The organism is Erwinia pyri (assembly GCF_030758455.1).
Taxonomy (GTDB): domain Bacteria; phylum Pseudomonadota; class Gammaproteobacteria; order Enterobacterales; family Enterobacteriaceae; genus Erwinia; species Erwinia pyri.
Genome location: NZ_CP132353.1, coordinates 3,618,173 through 3,638,384, shown reverse-complemented (window position 1 = coordinate 3,638,384; position 20,212 = coordinate 3,618,173). Strand labels below are relative to the sequence as shown.

The following is a 20,212-nucleotide window of genomic DNA, read 5'->3' as shown; positions in this document are numbered from 1 at the left end:
TGGAGATAATCCCCCGAGCGGCCCGCGCTTACGCCTCGTCTTCACTTAGCTCGCTCGTCCCGTTCTCCAGCGATAAACGTTGGAAATAGCAGTCCGGATCGCGATATTGGTTAATGTTCTGAATCAACGGCGCGGATTATCGCTCAGTTGTTGCGCAATAGCATCCGTTATTTCGTTACGCGAAAGAGGTTATTGGTGGGCTGACTGTAAAGAAAAGATTACGGGCCACAGGGCGTGACCCGCAGAGGATCAGTCGATGGTGCGCAGCAGTTCGTTGATGCCTACTTTACCACGCGTTTTCGCGTCAACTTTCTTCACGATCACCGCACAGTAGAGGCTGTAGCTGCCATCTTTTGAAGGCAGGTTACCTGAAACCACTACAGAACCGGCTGGTACGCGGCCATAATGCACTTCGCCCGTTTCACGATCGTAAATTTTGGTGCTCTGACCGATATAGACGCCCATCGAGATAACCGCGCCCTCTTCAACGATCACTCCTTCCACAATCTCTGAGCGTGCGCCGATAAAGCAGTTATCTTCGATAATGGTTGGATTAGCCTGCAGAGGCTCAAGAACGCCGCCGATACCCACGCCGCCAGAAAGGTGCACGTTTTTACCAATCTGCGCACAGGAGCCCACGGTTGCCCAGGTATCTACCATCGACCCTTCATCCACATAGGCGCCGATGTTGACGTAAGAAGGCATCAGCACGGTGTTACGGGCGATGTACGCGCCCTGACGAACGGCGGCTGGCGGCACTACGCGGAAGCCCTCTTTTTTAAAGCGCGCGTCGTCATAGTCGGCAAACTTCATCGGCACTTTGTCGTAGAAGCGGCTTTCTGCACCCTCAATCACCTGATTGTCATTGATGCGGAAGGAGAGGAGTACGGCCTTTTTCAGCCACTGATGCGTTACCCACTCACCGTCAATCTTTTCAGCGACGCGCAGGGCACCGCTGTCAAGCAGGCTAATAACCTGACTAACCGCTTCGCGGGTAACGGTATCTGCATTAGCCGGGGTGATCTCAGCGCGACGCTCGAAAGCGCTCTCAATAACATTCTGTAATTGTTGCATTATTTCTTCCTGTTTCACTCATATTCCCGATGCGGGAAGGCGGGTTTCAGCCCCGCCACGTTGGCCCACACGGGTATTAAAAATTAAATCTGGGTCACACTTTATCGTTTGGATTAAGGGCGTCTGTCAACCGTTGTTGTAACTGTTCGCGCAATTCCGGCTCCAGGGCTCGTCGCTCACTGTTCGCAAGGATAAAGAGATCCTCCACGCGTTCGCCGATGGTGCTGATACGTGCACCGTGTAGCGAAATACCTAAGTCGGCGAAGACCTCCCCCACGCGGGCCAGCAGGCCTGGCTGATCCAGCGCGATCAGCTCCATATAGGTGCGGCGATCTGTGTGGCCCGGTAAAAACTTCGCCTGGGTGTCCACGCTGAAATGTTTAAGCCTGGCGGACTGTCGCCGGGTGCGCGGAGACTGCCAGCTGGTCTGGCCGATCGCCTGTTCCAGCGCCTGGCGGATCATTTCATGGCGATCGGCGGCCAGCGGGCTGCCATCCGGCTCCAGCACGATAAAGGTATCCATCGCCATGCCGTCGCGGCTGGTGAAGATCTGCGCGTCATGCACGCTGAGATTACGGCGATCCAGCTCTCCCACCACGGTGGCGAAGAGATAAGGACGATCCGGACTCCAGATAAAAATCTCCGTGCCGCCGCGCGTTGCCTGCGGGCTGACCAGCACCAGCGGCTGCGTTAAGTCATGCTGCAGCAAATGGCGGGCATGCCAGGCGAGCTGATTTGGCGTATGGCGAAGGAAATAGTCAGCGCGGCAGCGGCTCCAGATAGGGTGCAACGCGCGCTCATCAATATTATCCATCCGCAATAACGCCAGCGCCTGCAGGCGATGGTGGCGGACCCGCTCGCGCAGATCCGGGCTGTTTTCCATGCCGCGACGCAGCTGCTTCTCTGTGGCGAAGAAGAGTTCCCGCAGCAGACTCTGCTTCCAGCTGTTCCATAAATTCTCGTTAGTGGCGCAGATATCCGCCACCGTCAGGCAGACCAGGTAACGCAGCCGGTTCTCGTTTTGCATCACTTCGGCAAACTGCTGGATCTCTGTCGGGTCCTGAATATCACGCCGCTGCGCCGTGACCGACATCAGCAGATGATGGCGCACCAGCCAGGCAACCAGCTGGGTTTCACGCGAGTTCAGCCCGTGCAGCTCTGCAAACTCCAGCACATCCTGCGCCCCGAGAACAGAGTGGTCGCCGCCGCGTCCTTTCGCAATGTCATGGAACAGCGCGGCCATCAACAGCAGCTCCACCTGCGGCAGGCGTGGCCAGATTTCCACGCAGAGAGGATGGCGCGGGCGCGTCGCCTCGTTGGCGAAGCTCTCCAGCTTCTGCAGCACCCTGATGGTGTGTTCATCCACCGTATAAGCGTGAAACAGATCGAACTGCATCTGCCCGACAATATTGCCCCACTGCGGCATATAGGCCCAGAGCACGTTATGGCGATGCATGGGTAGCAGCGCCCGGCTGACGGCGCCCGGATGACGCAGGATCGACATAAACAGGCGGCGCGCTTCCGGAATGGTGCAAAGCGGCTGTGCAAGATGACGGCGGGCATGGCGTAACTGGCGTAGCGTGGTGGAGTAGATACCGCTGATGTTCTGCATGCGCACCATGGTATAGAACATCCGCATAATCGCTTCCGGCTGGCGTGAGAACAGCGTTTCATCGATCAAATCGATCAGCGAACCGCGCAGCTGGAATTCTTCATCAATGGGACGCGGCTTCTCATCTTCGCCGAGCGCCAGGATCGCCTCATCAAACAGCTGCAGCAGCATATGATTAAGCTCGCTGATACGCGCGGTCACCCGATAGAAATCCTTCATCATCCGCTCAACCGGCTCGTTAACTTCACCCTGGTAGTTCAGGCGCTGGGCCACGGTAAGCTGACGATCGAACAGCAGGCGGTTATCGTAGCGGGGCAGGGTAAGGTGCAGGGCAAACCGGATGCGCCACAGGAAGCTCTGGCACTCGTTCAGCTCGTTGCGCTCCACTTCCGTCAGAAAGCCAAATCCAACCATCTCATCCAGCGAGGTCGCCCCGAAATGGCGGCGGGCAACCCACAACAGCGTATGAATATCGCGAAGGCCGCCGGGGCTGCTTTTGATATCCGGCTCCAGATTGTAGCTGGTGCCGTGGTAACGACTGTGACGCTCCTGCTGCTCCTCAATCTTTGCTGCGAAGAACTGGTCTGAAGGCCAGAATCCGTCGCTGAATACGTTCTTTTGCAGCTCCAGAAACAGCGCCACGTCACCGGTTAACATACGCGATTCAATCAGGTTGGTGGCGACGGTCAGGTCAGACAGCCCTTCAAGCAGGCACTCTTCCAGCGTGCGGACGCTATGCCCCACTTCCAGTTTTAGATCCCACATCAGCGTCAGCAGCTCGCTGGTGCGCTGGGCATCCTGTTCAGAGAGGGTGCGACGGCTGAGGATCAGCACGTCAATATCGGAAAGCGGATGCAGCTCACCGCGGCCATAGCCGCCCACCGCCACAAGAGCAATGCCCTCTTTTTCCGGGAAGCCGTAAAAGCGCCAGAGGCGTCGCAGCAAACGATCGATAAACAGCGTGCGGGCATCAATCAATGTTTCAACATTTTCGCCCTGGTCAAAGGCGTTTGCCAGCAGCAGATTGAACTGCTCAAGGTGTTGCTTCAGGGAGTCGCGCGTCAGTTCCGCATCTGCCCAGTGGGCAGGGGAGCCAGACTTCTTATAATCCTTAAGGGTTTTGGTCACGCCAGTGCTCCTGCTCAATGCTCTGCGGGTCAGAATAGAACATCGACAATAGCGCCAGCAGCAGCCTGAGATCAAAAAAAACCGGCCGGAGCCGGTTTTTTTATTTCAATCGCATTATGCGTCGTGGGTCAGGATGGCCGGAATAGTGTCATCCTTACGCAGCGTCATAATTTCGCAACCGTTTTCTGTTACCACAATGGTGTGCTCATATTGAGCGGAGAGGCTGCGATCTTTGGTTTTTACCGTCCAGCCATCTTTCATGCTGCGAATGCGGTAATCACCGGCGTTGACCATCGGTTCAATGGTAAAGGCCATGCCAGCCTGCAGCACCACGCCGCCATCATCCGCATCGTAATGCAGAACCTGCGGCTCCTCATGGAAACCTTTGCCGATGCCGTGTCCGCAATATTCGCGCACCACAGAGAAGTCCTGCGCTTCAACAAACTTCTGGATTTCACGGCCTATAGTGCGCAGGCGGATGCCTGGCTTCACCATCCGCAGAGCCAGATAAAGGCTCTCCTGGGTGATACGGCACAGACGCTCGCCCAGAATGGTGGGTTTGCCAGCGATGAACATTTTTGAGGTATCGCCGTGGTATTCATCTTTGATCACGGTGACATCGATATTCACGATGTCGCCATCCTTCAGGATGCGCTCATCGCTTGGGATACCGTGGCAAACCACTTCGTTGATGGAGATGCAGACCGATTTCGGAAAACCGTGATAGCCCAGGCTGGCAGAAACCGCTTTCTGGGTATTAACGATGTAATCGTTACAAATGCGATCCAGCTCGCCAGTGCTGATACCGGGCTTAACATGTTCTTCAATCATTTCGAGCACTTCAGCAGCCAGACGGCCCGCCACGCGCATTTTTTCGATTTCTTCAGGGGTTTTAATTGTAATCGCCATTAATTTTGTCCGCAGTTGCCGCTATTTTCGACAATAATAAAGGAAGTGCAGCAATGGTAGCAGCCCACCTTTGCTCTGCCAATTGCAGTTTGTGGCAGGAGAAAGCGTTGCTAACAAAATTTGGCTTCACAGGCCGCTTTGTGGTATAAAGCGCGCCGACGATTCTCTGCGAGGAAGTTTTCGCAGGGAAACGCATAACTCTCATTATGTGTAAATAACACACATGTATCGACACATACGCCGGGGTGCCTTAAAGCCTGCGCAAGCAGTCTGACGGGTCGGTTGTATGGGATACATGGAGGCTTAACCCCAAATCACTCTATAGAGGTAATCATGGCAACTGTTTCCATGCGCGACATGCTCAAGGCCGGTGTACACTTCGGTCACCAGACCCGTTACTGGAACCCGAAAATGAAGCCATTCATCTTCGGCGCTCGTAACAAAGTTCACATCATCAACCTTGAAAAAACCGTACCAATGTTCAACGAAGCTCTGGCTGAACTGAACAAGATCGCTTCCCGCAAAGGAAAGATCCTGATGGTCGGTACCAAGCGCGCTGCAAGCGAAGCGGTAAAAGAGTCTGCGCTGAGCTGTGACCAGTTCTTCGTAAACCATCGCTGGTTGGGTGGCATGCTGACTAACTGGAAAACCGTTCGTCAGTCCATCAAACGTCTGAAAGATCTGGAAACCCAGTCTCAGGACGGTACCTTCGATAAACTGACCAAGAAAGAAGCGCTGATGCGCACCCGTGAACTGGGCAAGCTGGAAAACAGCCTGGGCGGAATCAAGGACATGGGCGGCCTGCCTGACGCTCTGTTCGTTGTTGATGCAGACCACGAGCACATCGCAATCAAAGAAGCAAACAACCTGGGTATCCCAGTCTTTGCTATCGTTGATACTAACTCTGATCCAGACGGCGTTGACTTCATCATTCCTGGTAATGACGATGCAATCCGTGCTGTGAGCCTGTACCTGACCGCAGTGGCTACCACTGTGCGTGAAGGTCGCTCTCAGGACCTGGCTCAGCAGGCTGAAGAAACCTTCGCCGAAGCTGAGTAATAAGGATCGCTCCTCAGAGAGCCCTTATTGATCAGATGTAAATCTGTAAGGGGCCGGATGGCCCCTTTATTTTATTCGAATTCGCTTTGCCGATTGTCACAATCGGCGGGGCAGAATGTTTCTCCCGAGAAGAGACATTTGTATCCCCCGTTCCGGCGGGATGCCAACAAATGCTGAATAACCGAGGATTAGAGAATGGCTGATATTACTGCGGCTCTGGTAAAAGAACTGCGTGAGCGCACTGGCGCTGGCATGATGGACTGTAAGAAAGCGCTGACCGAAGCCAATGGCGACATCGAGCTGGCAATCGAGAACATGCGTAAATCTGGCGCGATCAAAGCAGCCAAGAAAGCAGGCAACGTTGCTGCTGACGGCGTGATCAAAACCAAGATTGAAGGCAACTACGGTGTGATTCTGGAAGTAAACTGCCAGACTGACTTCGTGGCTAAAGATAGCGGTTTCCAGGCCTTTGCTGACAAAGTGCTGGATGCTGCTGTTGCCGGCAAAATCACCGATGTTGAAGCGTTGAAAGCGCAGTTCGAAGAAGAGCGCGTTGCGCTGGTGGCAAAAATTGGTGAAAACATCAATATTCGCCGCGTATCTTCACTGGAAGGCGATGCACTGGGCAGCTACCTGCACGGCGCGCGTATCGGCGTTCTGATTTCTGCAACAGGTGCTGACGAAGAGCTGGTTAAGCAGCTGGCGATGCACGTTGCGGCAAGCAAGCCAGAATTCGTTAAGCCAGAAGACGTTTCTGCTGACGTGGTTGAGAAAGAGTTCCAGGTTCAGCTGGACATCGCCATGCAGTCTGGTAAGCCGAAAGAGATCGCAGAGAAGATGGTTGAAGGCCGCATGAAGAAATTCACCGGCGAAGTCTCTCTGACTGGTCAGCCTTTCGTGATGGACCCATCAAAAACTGTGGGCCAGCTGCTGAAAGAGAAAAATGCAGACGTGGTTAACTTCATCCGCTTTGAAGTGGGCGAAGGCATTGAGAAAGCTGAAACCGATTTCGCCGCAGAAGTTGCAGCGATGTCCAAGCAGTCTTAATGATTGATAAGAACCGCCAATCGGCGGTTCTTTTTTGTCTGCCGTAAGCACCACGCATTTTCAGTCTCATCCCAATAGCATTTCTCCGGTGCTAAGAGGATGATAGATCAGATTTAACTCCTCACATCGACCAAACCATCCAGGAAAAAACACCATGGCGACCAATGCAAAACCTGTATATCAACGTATTCTGCTTAAACTGAGTGGCGAAGCGCTGCAAGGTGCGGAGGGCTTCGGCATCGACGCAAGCGTACTGGATCGTATGGCTCAGGAAGTGAAAGAACTGGTAGAACTGGGCATTCAGGTGGGTGTGGTTATCGGTGGTGGTAATCTGTTCCGTGGCGCTGGTCTGGCGCAGGCTGGAATGAATCGCGTCGTTGGCGACCATATGGGCATGCTGGCGACCGTGATGAACGGTCTGGCAATGCGTGATGCTCTGCATCGTGCCTATGTGAACGCCCGCCTGATGTCCGCGATCCCGCTGAACGGCGTGTGCGATAACTACAGCTGGGCAGAAGCGATTAGCCTGCTGCGCAACAACCGCGTGGTGATCTTCTCCGCCGGTACGGGTAACCCGTTCTTTACTACCGACTCCGCCGCCTGCCTGCGTGGCATCGAAATTGAAGCAGATGTGGTGCTGAAAGCCACCAAAGTAGATGGTGTCTATTCAGCCGATCCGGTGAAAAACCCGGATGCGACCCTGTACGATCAGATCAGTTACACTGACGTGCTGGATAAAGAGCTGAAGGTAATGGATCTGGCAGCCTTTACGCTGGCTCGCGATCACAAACTGCCGATTCGTGTCTTCAACATGAATAAGCCAGGCGCACTGCGTCGCGTGGTAATGGGCGAAAAAGAAGGCACCCTGATTACGCAATAATATCCGCCGCTGCGTAAAATAAGGTATATTCTGCCTTTGTAGTGTGTTGCGCACTATAATCAGATTCACCAAGACTATGTTGACACGGGTGCTGTAAGACCCGTGCTAACCAGAATCCAAGGGTTCCAACGTGATTAACGAAATCAGAAAAGATGCTGAAACGCGCATGGATAAATGCGTGGAAGCATTTAAAAATACTATCAGCAAGATCCGTACTGGCCGCGCCTCGCCAACCATTCTTGATGGCATCATGGTCGACTACTACGGCTCTTCCACGCCGCTGCGCCAGCTGGCCAGCGTCACCGTTGAAGATTCCCGCACGCTGAAAATCAACGTGTTTGACCGCTCTATCAGCGCCGCTGTTGAAAAAGCGATCATGACCTCTGACCTGGGACTGAACCCAAGCTCAGCTGGCACAGATATTCGCGTTCCGCTGCCTGCTCTGACGGAAGAGCGTCGTAAAGACCTGATTAAAATCGTCCGTGGCGAAGCAGAGCAGGGCCGCGTCTCCGTGCGTAACGTCCGCCGTGACGCGAACGACAAAGTCAAAGCTTTGCTGAAAGACAAAGAGATCAGCGAAGATGAAGAGCGTCGTTCTCAGGATGATATCCAGAAAATGACCGACGTCTTTATCAAGAAAGTTGATACAGCGCTGGCAGAAAAAGAAGCGGAGCTGATGGACTTCTGAGTTCGTCATTTTCCGATGAAACGCCGTACAGATTGCCGTTCTATTGAGTGGTCAGTCTTACGGCGTTTTGCATTTATTCGCTTAGCTGATGGCCGGGAGAGCCAGGCCGTCGGTGATCACACAGAGCACCCTCATGAAGCAATTGACGATCCTCGGTTCAACGGGTTCAATCGGGACCAGCACGCTGGCGGTAGTTCGCGCTAATCCGCATCTGTTTGCCGTGAAGGCGCTGGTCGCCGGTCACAACGTTGAGCGGATGGCTGAACAGTGTCTGGCGTTTCGCCCGGCCTATGCCTCAATGTCTGATGAACGGTCCGCCGCGGCCCTGCGAATACGTCTGAAAAGTTTGAATGTAGCAACCGAGGTATTGAGCGGGGAGCAGGCTGCCTGCGACCTGGCGGCGCTGGATGAGGTTGATCAGGTTATGGCGGCAATTGTCGGTGCCGCAGGATTAATGCCTACGTTATCCGCAATTCGGGCAGGAAAACAGGTGCTTCTCGCTAATAAAGAGTCTCTGGTGACCTGCGGCCAGCTTTTTCTGGAGGCGGTGAGCGCGTCAAAAGCGCAGCTGCTGCCCGTGGACAGCGAGCACAACGCCATTTTTCAGAGTTTGCCTGCTTCCCTCCAGCAACAGTTAGGGTACGCTTCTCTGGAAGATAATGGCATTGACAGCATTATCCTCACGGGGTCTGGTGGCCCGTTTCGCGAGACGCCGTTACACCTGCTTGAGCGCATGACGCCAGATCAGGCCTGTGCGCATCCGAACTGGTCAATGGGGCGAAAAATCTCCGTTGATTCTGCCACCATGATGAACAAAGGTTTGGAATATATTGAAGCCCGCTGGCTGTTTAATGCGACCGATGCTCAGATGGAAGTTATCCTGCATCCCCAGTCGGTAATCCACTCTATGGTGCGTTACCGTGATGGCAGCGTACTGGCTCAGTTAGGTTCACCTGATATGCGGACGCCTATCGCACATGTGATGGCCTGGCCGCAGCGAGTGCCGTCTGGGGCTACGCCACTGGATTTCACCCGCATGGGGGCGATGACCTTCGCCGAGCCAGATTTTGCTCGCTATCCCTGCCTGAAGCTGGCGATCGATGCCTGCTCTGCCGGGCAGGCCGCGACCACGACGCTGAATGCAGCCAATGAGATTGCGGTTGCCGCTTTCCTGGATTCGCAAATTCGCTTCACCGATATAGCCGCAGTGAATACGGCCGTGCTGGAGACGTTATCCTGTGCGGAACCTGACAGCGTTGAGGCGGTACTGGAGATTGACAGGCAGGCGCGCGCCTCGGCAGGCGCCATGCTGTCACGCTTCTCTGAAGCCCGGTAATTCAGCCAATTAGCGTGCGGCCATTTGTGAGGCGGGGGCGGAGATGGTATAGTCTTCCGCCGCTGTTTGAGTATCACGTTGCGATGAAGCGGTAACGCAGGCCGTGCGAGACACGGCTTTTTTACGTCGAGCGGGTAAGATATTTCAGAAGCCGTTGTATTTCTGATTAAAGGAAATCATTACGCGTTATGTCGTCCGAAAATCAATTAAAAACCGATGACCTGCAAGGGGAGAATCCCCGTCACGTGGCCATCATTATGGATGGCAATGGCCGTTGGGCTAAAAACCGTGGCAAGCTGCGCATCTCGGGCCATAAAGCCGGTGTGAAGTCAGTTCGTCGGGCGGTGAGCTTTGCTGTGAGCAACAAGCTTGATGCGCTGACGCTTTATGCATTCAGCAGTGAGAACTGGAACCGTCCGCCGCAGGAAGTGCTGGCGTTGATGGAGCTCTTCGTCTGGGCGCTCGACAGCGAAGTAAAAAGTCTGCATAAGCATAACGTTCGTCTGCGGATTATTGGCGACACCGGTCGTTTTAATGCCCGTCTGCAGGAGCGCATTCGCCGCGCCGAGGAACTTACTCAACAAAATAATGGACTAACCCTCAACATTGCCGCGAATTATGGCGGACGTTGGGATATCATTCATGGTGTCAGAAAAATTGCAGAACAGGTTCAGGAAGGTCTACTCCGTCCCGATCAGATCGAGGAAGAAACCCTCGGTGACTATCTCTGCCTCAATGAACTGGCTCCCGTGGATCTGGTAATAAGGACAGGGGGAGAGCATCGAATCAGTAACTTTTTGCTGTGGCAGGTCGCCTACGCAGAGTTCTTTTTTACCGATGTTCTCTGGCCTGATTTTGATGAACAAGTCTTTGAAGGTGCACTGAATGCGTTTGCACAACGAGAGCGTCGCTTTGGCGGTGCAGCACCCGGCGGCGCCTGAGCGCACTGGGGGTAATCTTTGCTGAAGTCACGCCTGATTACCGCGTTTATACTTATCCCGATTGTGATTGCAGCGCTGTTTTTGCTGCCGCCTCCTGGATTTGCCATTGTCACCCTGGCGGTATGCATGCTTGCCGCCTGGGAGTGGGGGCAGTTTGCGGGCTTCGCCGCCAAATCGCAACGCATCTGGCTGGCGGTCCTGTGCGGGCTGCTTCTCGCCTTCATGATGTTCACCCTTCCTGCTTATCAGCACTCCGTGCATCTGCCTCAGGTGGCTGGCTCGCTCTGGGCGGCGCTGTGCTGGTGGGGGGTGGCGCTGCTGCTGGTGCTGCGCTATCCCGGCTCTGCCGCTCTGTGGCGCTCCTCTAAACCTCTTCGTCTGCTGTTCGGTATCCTGACCATCGTGCCGTTTTTCTGGGGCATGCTCACGCTGCGCCAGTATCACTACGATACCGATCATTTTGCCGGTGCCTGGTGGCTGCTGTATGTGATGCTGCTGGTGTGGGGCGCGGATTCAGGGGCATATATGTTTGGCCGCCTGTTTGGTAAGCATAAGCTCTCGCCAAAAGTTTCACCGGGTAAAACCTGGGAAGGCTTCTTTGGAGGGCTGGTGACCTCGGCCATTATCGCCTGGCTCTTCAGCCTCTGGGCGCCGCTGAGCGTGCCCATCACTACGCTGTTGATCTGCTCGCTGGTTGCCGCGCTCGCTTCTGTGCTGGGCGATTTAACCGAGAGTATGTTCAAACGTGAAGCGGGTATAAAAGACAGCGGAAATCTTATCCCCGGTCATGGCGGGATCCTTGACCGTATCGACAGCCTGACCGCCGCCGTGCCGGTCTTTGCCTGTCTGCTGTTGCTGGTCTTCAGGACGCTATAAGGGACGTTATGCTGAGCATTCTCTGGAGCCTGGGGGCATTTATTGTTGCCCTTGGCGTATTGATCACCGTGCACGAGTTTGGCCACTTCTGGGTGGCCCGTCGCTGTGGTGTCAAAGTTGAACGTTTCTCTGTGGGATTTGGTAAGGCGTTGTGGCGCCGCCGCGACAAGCAGGGAACCGAATACGTCATTGCGCTGATCCCGCTGGGCGGCTACGTCAAAATGCTCGATGAGCGTGTTGAAAGCGTGCCGCCAGAACTCCGCCATCACGCTTTCAATAACAAAACCGTCCTGCAGCGCGCGGCCATCATCAGTGCCGGGCCCATCGCCAATTTCCTGTTTGCCATCTTCGCTTACTGGCTGGTGTTTATCATCGGCGTCCCCGGCGTGCGCCCGGTAGTTGGTGAAATAGTAAGCGGATCGCAGGCAGCAGAGGCTCAAATTACGCCTGGGATGGAACTTAAAGCCGTCGACGGTATCGAAACGCCTGACTGGGATGCTGTGCGTATGGCGCTGGTGGCGAAAATTGGCGACCAGCAAACGACGCTGAGCGTGGCGCCATTTGGCTCTTCTCTGGTCACAGAAAAGCGGCTCGATCTGCGCAACTGGCAGTTCGAACCGGATAAGCAGGATCCGGTAGCGTCGCTGGGTATTCAGCCTCGCGGCCCCCAGATCGAAACGGTGCTGGCAGAAGTGCAGGCGAACTCGGCAGCAAGTAAGGCGGGTTTGCAAGCGGGCGACAGGATCGTTAAAGTCGATGGTCAGCCGGTGGAGCAGTGGCAGCGGTTTGTTGCGCTGGTTCGTGATAATCCGGGGCAGGCGCTGGTTGTAGAGGTTGAACGAGAGGGTTCCCCTGTTCGCTTAACCCTGACGCCCGACGTGAAGCCTGGCAACAAAGCAGAAGGGTTCGCTGGGGTTATCCCGCGCATTATTCCTCTGCCGGATGAATTTAAAACGGTAAGGCAGTATGGCCCGTTTGCCGCAGTGGGTGAGGCGAGTGCCAAAACCTGGCAGCTGATGAAGCTGACGGTAAACATGCTGGGCAAACTGATTGTCGGCGAAGTGAAGTTAAACAATCTCAGCGGGCCGATTTCAATCGCCCAGGGTGCTGGGATGTCGGCGGAATATGGTTTGATCTACTACCTGATGTTTCTGGCTTTGATCAGCGTGAACCTCGGGATAATCAATCTGTTCCCGTTGCCGGTATTAGATGGTGGACATTTGCTGTTCCTGGCGATCGAAAAGATCAAAGGTGGGCCGGTGTCTGAGCGAGTTCAGGACTTCAGTTATCGCATTGGCTCTATATTGCTGGTGCTGTTAATGGGGCTTGCACTATTCAATGATTTCTCACGTCTTTAGCAGGCCTGGTGCCCGCTGACCGTGAGAACCAGTTAGGAAGAATGCATAACAACGATGGCGATGAAAAAGTTGCTCATAGCGTCGCTGCTGTTTAGCAGCGCTACCGTATACGCGGCAGACGGCTTCGTAGTGAAGGATATTCATTTCGAAGGCCTGCAGCGAGTCGCCGTCGGCGCGGCATTGCTGAGTATGCCTGTCCGCGTGGGAGACACCGTCTCCGATGATGATATCAGTAATACTATTCGTGCTCTCTTCGCGACCGGAAACTTCGAAGACGTACAGGTCCTGCGCGACGGCGATACGCTGATCGTTCAGGTCAAAGAGCGCCCGACGATTGCCAGCATCACCTTCTCCGGTAACAAAGCGGTGAAAGATGACATGCTGAAGCAGAATCTGGAAGCCTCTGGCGTGCGCGTGGGCGAAGCCCTGGACCGCACCACCATCTCTTCCATTGAGAAGGGGCTGGAGGACTTCTACTACAGCGTGGGTAAATACAGCGCCAGCGTAAAGGCGGTGGTTACTCCTCTGCCGCGTAACCGCGTAGACCTGAAGCTGGTCTTTACCGAAGGCGTCTCTGCCAAGATCCAGCAAATCAACGTAGTGGGCAACAAGGCTTTCTCGTCTGATGAGCTGATCTCCCGCTTCCAGCTGCGTGATGAAGTACCGTGGTGGAACGTGGTAGGCGATCGTAAGTACCAGAAGCAAAAGCTGGCCGGTGACCTTGAAACCCTGCGCAGCTTCTACCTGGACCGCGGCTATGCCCGTTTCAATATCGATTCGACGCAGGTCAGCCTGACGCCGGATAAAAAAGGCATCTACATCACCATCAATATCACCGAAGGCGATCAGTACAAGCTTTCCGGCGTTGTGGTTAACGGCAGCATGGCGGGCCACTCAGCGGAAGTGGAAACGCTGACTAAGGTTAAGCCAGGCGAGCTCTATAACGGCGCCAAAGTGACCAAAATGGAAGATGACATCAAGAAGATGCTGGGCCGTTACGGCTATGCGTATCCACGCGTAGTGACGCAGCCAGAAATCAACGATGCCGATAAAACCGTGAAGCTGCACGTCAACGTCGATGCGGGCAACCGCTACTACGTGCGTAAAGTGCGCTTTGAAGGGAATGACACCTCGAAAGATTCCGTCCTGCGCCGCGAAATGCGCCAGATGGAAGGCGCCTGGCTGGGCAGCGACCTGGTCGATCAGGGCAAAGAGCGTCTGAACCGTACCGGCTATTTTGAAACGGTAGATACCGATACGCAGCGCGTGCCGGGTTCGCCGGATCAGGTTGACGTGGTCTATAAGGTGAAAGAGCGTAACACCGGTACCTTCAACTTTGGCGTCGGCTACGGCACGGAAAGTGGCGTGAGCTTCCAGGTTGGCGTGACCCAGGAAAACTGGCTCGGCACCGGTAATACCGTCGGCATCAGCGGCACGAAAAATGATTATCAGACCTATGCTGAATTCTCACTGACCGACCCGTACTTCACGGTCGATGGTGTGAGCCTCGGCGGACGCGTCTTCTATAACGACTTTAAAGCGGATGACGCTGACCTCTCTGACTATACCAACAAAAGTTATGGTTTAGACGGTACGCTGGGCTTCCCGGTAAACGAAAACAACACGTTGCGTGTGGGTCTGGGCTATGTTCATAACGACCTCTCCAACATGCAGCCGCAGGTGGCGATGTTCCGCTATCTGAACTCTGTGGGTCAGAACCCGGATCGCAACAGCGATGCTGATTATGCTGCCGATGACTTTACCTTTAACTACGGTTGGACATACAACAACCTGGACCGCGGATTCTTCCCAACGGCCGGTAACCGTACCAACCTGAACGGTAAAGTGACTATCCCTGGCTCCGATAACGCCTTCTACAAAGCGACGCTGGACACGCAGCAGTATGTGCCGCTGAATCAGGATCGTACCTGGGTGCTGTTGGGTCGCGGTAAAGTCGGATACGGCGAGGGCCTGAGCGGCAAAGAACTGCCGTTCTATGAGAACTTCTATGCCGGTGGTTCCAGCACCGTACGTGGTTTCCGCTCAAATACCATTGGTCCAAAAGCGGCTTACTACAACAATAACTCAGACACCTGCTCAACCGGCGTACTGTGTGATTCTAACGATGCGGTTGGCGGTAACGCCATGGCTACAGCCAGTGCAGAGCTGATCACCCCGACGCCGTTCCTGAGCGAGAAATATGCAAACTCTGTGCGGACATCGCTGTTTGTTGATGCCGGTACAGTGTGGGACACCAAGTGGGAAAACACCGCTGATACGCGTGCAGCCGGCATTCCTGACTACAGTGACCCAGGTAATATCCGTATGTCGGCTGGTCTGGCGCTGCAGTGGATGTCTCCGCTGGGGCCGCTGGTCTTCTCTTACGCCCAGCCGTTCAAAAAGTATGATGGAGATAAAGCCGAACAGTTCCAGTTTAACATTGGTAAAACCTGGTAACGCGGTTCAGCAAGGAAGCTTCTAAGTGAGTATCGCGCCGTTTAAAGGCAACCTGTGCGGTTGCCTTAACGCGCAACACATGTGTCTCAGACACAAACGTTGATGGTAAGGAGTTTATAGTGAAAAAGTTGTTGTGTGCCGCAGGCCTCTCAATTGCTCTGGCGGTTTCCGCTGGTGCTCAGGCTGCAGATAAGATTGCAGTGGTGAACGTTTCCAGCATTTTCCAACAGTTACCGGCGCGTGCGACAGTTGCGAAACAGCTTGAAAACGAGTTCAAAGGCCGTGCAACTGAACTGCAGGGTATGGAGCGCGATCTGCAAACCAAGATGCAGCGTCTGCAGCGTGACGGCTCTACCATGAAGGCCAGCGAACGCAGCCGCATGGAAAAAGACGTGATGGCGCAGCGTGAAGCCTTCTCTTCTAAAGCTCAGGCTTTCGAGCAGGATAACCGTCGTCGTCAGGCAGAAGAGCGCAATAAAATCCTGAGCCGTATTCAGGATGCCGTGCAGAAAGTTGCAGATGATGAAGGCTACGATGTCGTTGTTGATGCTAACGCCGTGGCGTATGCAGCTAAATCTAAAGACATCACTGCTGATGTTCTGAAACAGGTTAAATAATCGATGTCATCAATTCGACTGGCTGATTTAGCCCAGCAGTTGGATGCAGAATTGCACGGAGATGGCGACCTCGTCATCTCCGGCATTGCTTCTATGCAATCCGCCCAATCCGGTCAAATCACTTTTCTCTCTAACAGCCGTTACCGCGAGCAGCTCGTCACCTGTAAGGCCTCTGCCGTGGTGCTTTTGGCTGCGGATCTGGAATGCGCTCAGGGTGCTGCGCTGGTGGTAAAAGATCCTTATCTGACCTATGCCCGCATGGCGCAGATTCTGGACACTACCCCGCAGCCGGCCACTAACATCGCGCCCAGCGCGGTGATCGATGCCAGCGCTAAGCTGGGTCAGCATGTTTCTGTCGGGGCGAATGCCGTTATCGAATCTGGCGTAGAGCTGGGCGATAACGTGGTCATTGGCGCCGGCTGTTTTATCGGGAAGAATACCCGCATTGGTAAAGGCAGCCGTCTGTGGGCGAATGTCTCTGTGTACCATGAAATTCAGATTGGCGAATACTGCCTGATCCAGTCCGGCACGGTGATCGGCGCGGACGGTTTTGGTTACGCCAACGATCGCGGCAACTGGGTGAAGATCCCGCAGTTGGGTACCGTAATCATTGGCGATCGGGTAGAAATCGGTGCCTGTACCACTATCGATCGCGGTGCGTTGGATAACACTCAGATCGGGAATGGTGTTATCATTGATAACCAGTGCCAGATTGCACATAACGTTGTGATTGGCGACAATACCGCGGTTGCGGGTGGCGTCATCATGGCTGGTAGCCTGAAAATCGGCCGCTACTGCATGATTGGCGGTGCAAGCGTCATTAATGGCCACATGGAAATTTGTGACAAAGTGACGGTCACCGGAATGGGAATGGTCATGCGACCAATTACCGAACCTGGGGTATACTCCTCCGGGATTCCGCTGCAACCCAACAAAGCCTGGCGCAAAACGGCCGCGCTGGTCATGAATATCGATGAAATAAGCAAACGCTTAAAAGCCATCGAGCGTAAAGTCGACAAAGACTAAACGCCTTGCCAGCAGCCTGAGCAGCCTTCAGTACCCTTAGGGTAGAATTAGAAAGCTAAGCAGGGAAGGCTTGCGCACGGAAACTGATTTGCGGCCTGCGAGTGATCTTACGATCTTTGCAGGCCGTGTTATTGATGCCATCAGAATTTTTAGGACAGGAAGAGTATTTTGACTACTGAAACTCATACTCTGAAAATTGAAGAGATTATTGAACTGCTGCCGCACCGCTATCCGTTTCTGCTGGTCGATCGCGTACTCGAGTTTGAAGAGCACAAGTTCCTTCGCGCGGTAAAAAACGTATCGGTTAACGAACCGTTTTTCCAGGGCCATTTCCCTGGTAAACCGATTTTCCCAGGCGTACTGATTTTAGAAGCTATGGCTCAGGCAACCGGCATCCTTGCGTTTAAAAGCGTGGGTAAACTGGAACCGGGTGAGCTGTACTATTTTGCCGGTATTGACGATGCACGCTTTAAGCGTCCAGTGGTGCCTGGCGATCAGATGATCATGGAAGTCACCTTCGAGAAAACCCGCCGTGGTCTGACGCGCTTTAAAGGCGTGGCGACCGTAGACGGTAAAATTGTCTGCGAAGCAACGATGATGTGTGCCCGCAGCCGGGAGTCATAATCCGTGATTGATGAAACTGCTGTAATCCATCCAAGTTCCGTCATTGAAGAGGGCGCCACTATTGGCGCTCGTGTCCACATCGGTCCCTTCTGCTTTATTGGGGCGAACGTTGAGATTGGGGAAGGTACCGTTCTCAAGTCTCATGTGGTGATCAATGGTCATACCCGTATTGGCAAAGACAATACCATCTATCAGTTCGCCACCATCGGTGAAGCTAACCAGGATTTGAAATATGCTGGTGAGCCTACTCGCGTTGAGGTGGGCGACCGCAACAGCATTCGTGAGAGCGTCACCATTCATCGTGGTACCGCTCAGGCTGAAGGACTGACCAAAGTCGGCAGCGATAACCTGTTGATGGTCAATGCTCATGTTGCCCACGACTGCATCATTGGCGATCGCTGTATCCTCGCCAACAACGCAACGCTGGGCGGGCATGTGGTAGTGGATGATTTTGCCATTATTGGTGGGATGACAGCCGTTCATCAGTTCTGCATTATCGGCGCGCACGTCATGGTCGGCGGCTGCTCTGGCGTTGCTCAGGATGTGCCGCCATTTGTGATCGCCCAGGGCAACCACGCTACACCATTTGGCATCAACCTGGTGGGCCTGCAGCGTCGTGGATACAGTAAGGAAGCGCTACACGCGATCCGTAACGCGTATAAGGTTCTTTACCGCAGCGGCAAAACGCTGGATGAAGCCAAGCCTGAAATCGAAGAGATTGCGCGGCAGCATCCGGAAGTGCAGCCTTTCTACGACTTCTTCACGCGCTCCACGCGGGGTCTGATTCGTTAACTCATGCCAAAGCATCCTTTAACGATTGCCCTTGTCGCCGGAGAAACCTCCGGCGATATTCTTGGTGCCGGTCTTATTCGCGCGCTGAAAGAGAAGCACCCCGACACCCGATTTGTAGGCGTCGCGGGGCCGCTGATGCAGGCCGAAGGCTGTGAAGCCTGGTATGAGATGGAAGAGCTGGCAGTGATGGGCATTGTCGAGGTGGTTGAACGTCTGCCCCGGCTGCTGAAAATTCGCCGCGATTTGACGCAGCGTTTCACCGAGCTGCAACCCGATGTGTTCGTCGGCATTGATGCACCTGATTTCAATATCACGCTTGAAGGGCGCCTCAAGCAGAAGGGCATTCGCACTATTCATTACGTCAGCCCCTCTGTCTGGGCCTGGCGACAGAAGCGCGTATTTAAAATTGGCCGCTCAACCGATCTGGTGCTGGCCTTTTTGCCGTTTGAAAAAGCCTTCTACGATCGCTTCAACGTGCCGTGCCGTTTCATCGGGCATACCATGGCCGATGCGATGCCTGTCCAGCCAGATAAACAGGCAGCGCGGCGGGAGCTGGGGATTGCCGAGGGCACACCTTGCCTTGCTCTGCTGCCCGGCAGCCGCAATGCTGAAGTTGAGATGCTCAGCGCGGACTTCCTGAGAACGGCGGTGATCCTGCGGAAAAAATGGCCGGATCTGGAGATCGTGGTGCCGTTGGTAAACCCACGCCGTCGTGAACAGTTTGAACGCATTAAGGCTGAGGTCGCACCCGATCTGCCCATGCATTTACTGGATGGCAAAGGTCGCCAGGCGATGATCGCCAGCGATGCAGCCTTGCTGGCATCAGGTACCGCCGCGCTGGAGTGTATGCTTGCCAAATGTCCGATGGTGGTGGGTTACCGCATGAAGCCCTTTACCTTCTGGCTGGCAAAGCGTCTGGTGAAAACGGATTATGTGTCGCTGCCTAACCTGCTGGCAGGGCGCGAGCTGGTGAAAGAACTGTTGCAGGATGAGTGTCAGCCTGAGCAGCTTGCCGCGGCGCTGGAGCCGTTGCTGGCCGAAGGCGAAACCCGTGACCAGTTGCTGGCTACCTTTACCGAGCTTCACCATCAAATCCGCTGGAATGCCGATGAGCAGGCCGCGGCAGCCGTACTGGAGCTCTGTCCATGAGTGACTTTATCTATCCTGTGGCCACCTGCATTGCGGGCGTAGACGAAGTAGGGCGCGGACCGCTGGTTGGCGCAGTCGTTACCGCTGCGGTGATCCTCGATCCTGCCAGACCGATTGTTGGCCTGGCCGACTCCAAAAAACTCTCGGAAAAGCGTCGTCTGGCACTGTTTGATGAGATCACCGAAAAAGCGTTAAGCTGGAGCCTGGGGCGCGCCGAGCCGGAAGAGATCGACCAGCTTAATATTCTGCATGCCACCATGCTGGCGATGCAGCGGGCGGTAGCCGGTCTGCATATCACACCTGATTTCGTCCTGATTGACGGCAATCGCTGCCCGGCGCTGGCCATGCCTGCTCAGGCCGTGGTAAAAGGCGACAGCCTGGTGCGTGAAATCAGCGCGGCCTCAATTATTGCGAAAGTGACGCGCGACAGGGAGATGGCCGAGCTGGACCTGCAATTCCCGGAGTACGGTTTTGCCCGGCATAAAGGTTATCCGACTGCGCTGCATATGGAGAGACTGGCGCTTCATGGCGTCACCCCGCACCACCGTCGCAGTTTTGCGCCGGTGAGAAATGCGATACTGGATGCGGAAGTAGCGGCATCAGCCGGACAGATTCTGTAATTTTCACCCCTCAGTCTTA

18 protein-coding genes are annotated in these 20,212 nt (G+C 54.6%); 15 read left to right on the top strand and 3 right to left on the bottom strand.

Annotated features, from left to right (window positions below):
• Positions 1 to 249: 249 nt before the first annotated feature.
• From dapD to map, 3 genes are all read right to left on the bottom strand, one after another.
• Positions 250 to 1,074, bottom strand: coding sequence for a 2,3,4,5-tetrahydropyridine-2,6-dicarboxylate N-succinyltransferase (gene dapD / locus Q3V30_RS17315; RefSeq protein ID WP_306207828.1), 825 nt, complete (start codon positions 1,072 to 1,074; stop codon positions 250 to 252).
• A gap of 94 nt (positions 1,075 to 1,168) precedes the next feature.
• A complete protein-coding gene (glnD, locus tag Q3V30_RS17310; RefSeq protein ID WP_306207826.1) occupies positions 1,169 to 3,814 on the bottom strand; it encodes a bifunctional uridylyltransferase/uridylyl-removing protein GlnD in 2,646 nt (881 codons plus the stop codon).
• A 114-nt stretch (positions 3,815 to 3,928) separates the two neighbouring features.
• Positions 3,929 to 4,723 carry a type I methionyl aminopeptidase gene (gene map, locus Q3V30_RS17305; protein ID WP_306207824.1) on the bottom strand — a complete coding sequence of 265 codons (795 nt, stop codon included), beginning with the start codon at positions 4,721 to 4,723 and terminating at the stop codon, positions 3,929 to 3,931.
• 333 nt (positions 4,724 to 5,056) lie between these two features.
• On the opposite strand from map, the gene rpsB reads away from it, so the two are divergent.
• The 15 genes from rpsB (at position 5,057) to rnhB (ending at position 20,193) form a co-directional block, all read left to right on the top strand.
• Positions 5,057 to 5,782 carry a 30S ribosomal protein S2 gene (gene rpsB / locus Q3V30_RS17300; RefSeq protein ID WP_306207822.1) on the top strand — a complete coding sequence of 242 codons (726 nt, stop codon included), beginning with the start codon at positions 5,057 to 5,059 and terminating at the stop codon, positions 5,780 to 5,782.
• Positions 5,783 to 5,977: 195 nt separating this feature from the next.
• On the top strand, positions 5,978 to 6,829 hold the full coding sequence (gene tsf / locus Q3V30_RS17295) for a translation elongation factor Ts (protein ID WP_306207820.1): 852 nt from the start codon (positions 5,978 to 5,980) through the stop codon (positions 6,827 to 6,829).
• A 154-nt stretch (positions 6,830 to 6,983) separates the two neighbouring features.
• Entirely contained in the window at positions 6,984 to 7,709 is a 726-nt protein-coding gene (gene pyrH / locus Q3V30_RS17290; protein WP_013200846.1) for a UMP kinase, read from the top strand.
• Positions 7,710 to 7,839: 130 nt separating this feature from the next.
• Positions 7,840 to 8,397 (top strand): ribosome recycling factor, encoded by a 558-nt coding sequence (gene frr, locus Q3V30_RS17285; RefSeq protein ID WP_306207816.1) that lies wholly within the window; start codon positions 7,840 to 7,842, stop codon positions 8,395 to 8,397.
• Between the two features lie 133 nt (positions 8,398 to 8,530).
• Complete coding sequence (gene ispC / locus Q3V30_RS17280) at positions 8,531 to 9,733, top strand: 1-deoxy-D-xylulose-5-phosphate reductoisomerase (RefSeq protein ID WP_306207814.1); 1,203 nt, start codon at positions 8,531 to 8,533, stop codon at positions 9,731 to 9,733.
• Between the two features lie 188 nt (positions 9,734 to 9,921).
• On the top strand, positions 9,922 to 10,674 hold the full coding sequence (gene ispU, locus Q3V30_RS17275) for a (2E,6E)-farnesyl-diphosphate-specific ditrans,polycis-undecaprenyl-diphosphate synthase (RefSeq protein ID WP_306207812.1): 753 nt from the start codon (positions 9,922 to 9,924) through the stop codon (positions 10,672 to 10,674).
• An 18-nt stretch (positions 10,675 to 10,692) separates the two neighbouring features.
• A complete protein-coding gene (gene cdsA, locus Q3V30_RS17270; RefSeq protein ID WP_306207810.1) occupies positions 10,693 to 11,550 on the top strand; it encodes a phosphatidate cytidylyltransferase in 858 nt (285 codons plus the stop codon).
• 8 nt (positions 11,551 to 11,558) lie between these two features.
• Positions 11,559 to 12,908, top strand: a complete 1,350-nt coding sequence (gene rseP, locus Q3V30_RS17265) for a sigma E protease regulator RseP (protein WP_306207808.1) — start codon at positions 11,559 to 11,561, stop codon at positions 12,906 to 12,908.
• Between the two features lie 54 nt (positions 12,909 to 12,962).
• On the top strand, positions 12,963 to 15,365 hold the full coding sequence (bamA, locus tag Q3V30_RS17260; RefSeq protein ID WP_306207804.1) for an outer membrane protein assembly factor BamA: 2,403 nt from the start codon (positions 12,963 to 12,965) through the stop codon (positions 15,363 to 15,365).
• 119 nt (positions 15,366 to 15,484) lie between these two features.
• Complete coding sequence (skp, locus tag Q3V30_RS17255; protein WP_306207802.1) at positions 15,485 to 15,982, top strand: molecular chaperone Skp; 498 nt, start codon at positions 15,485 to 15,487, stop codon at positions 15,980 to 15,982.
• 3 nt (positions 15,983 to 15,985) lie between these two features.
• On the top strand, positions 15,986 to 17,008 hold the full coding sequence (gene lpxD, locus Q3V30_RS17250) for a UDP-3-O-(3-hydroxymyristoyl)glucosamine N-acyltransferase (RefSeq protein WP_306207800.1): 1,023 nt from the start codon (positions 15,986 to 15,988) through the stop codon (positions 17,006 to 17,008).
• Between the two features lie 168 nt (positions 17,009 to 17,176).
• The gene (fabZ, locus tag Q3V30_RS17245) at positions 17,177 to 17,632 is read left to right on the top strand and encodes a 3-hydroxyacyl-ACP dehydratase FabZ (RefSeq protein WP_306207798.1); all 456 of its coding nucleotides are present in this window, start codon (positions 17,177 to 17,179) and stop codon (positions 17,630 to 17,632) included.
• Positions 17,633 to 17,635: 3 nt separating this feature from the next.
• On the top strand, positions 17,636 to 18,424 hold the full coding sequence (gene lpxA / locus Q3V30_RS17240) for an acyl-ACP--UDP-N-acetylglucosamine O-acyltransferase (RefSeq protein WP_306207796.1): 789 nt from the start codon (positions 17,636 to 17,638) through the stop codon (positions 18,422 to 18,424).
• 3 nt (positions 18,425 to 18,427) lie between these two features.
• Positions 18,428 to 19,573, top strand: a complete 1,146-nt coding sequence (gene lpxB / locus Q3V30_RS17235) for a lipid-A-disaccharide synthase (RefSeq protein ID WP_306207794.1) — start codon at positions 18,428 to 18,430, stop codon at positions 19,571 to 19,573.
• Entirely contained in the window at positions 19,570 to 20,193 is a 624-nt protein-coding gene (rnhB, locus tag Q3V30_RS17230) for a ribonuclease HII (RefSeq protein WP_306207792.1), read from the top strand. Before lpxB ends, rnhB begins: the two co-directional genes overlap by 4 nt.
• Positions 20,194 to 20,212: the final 19 nt, after the last annotated feature.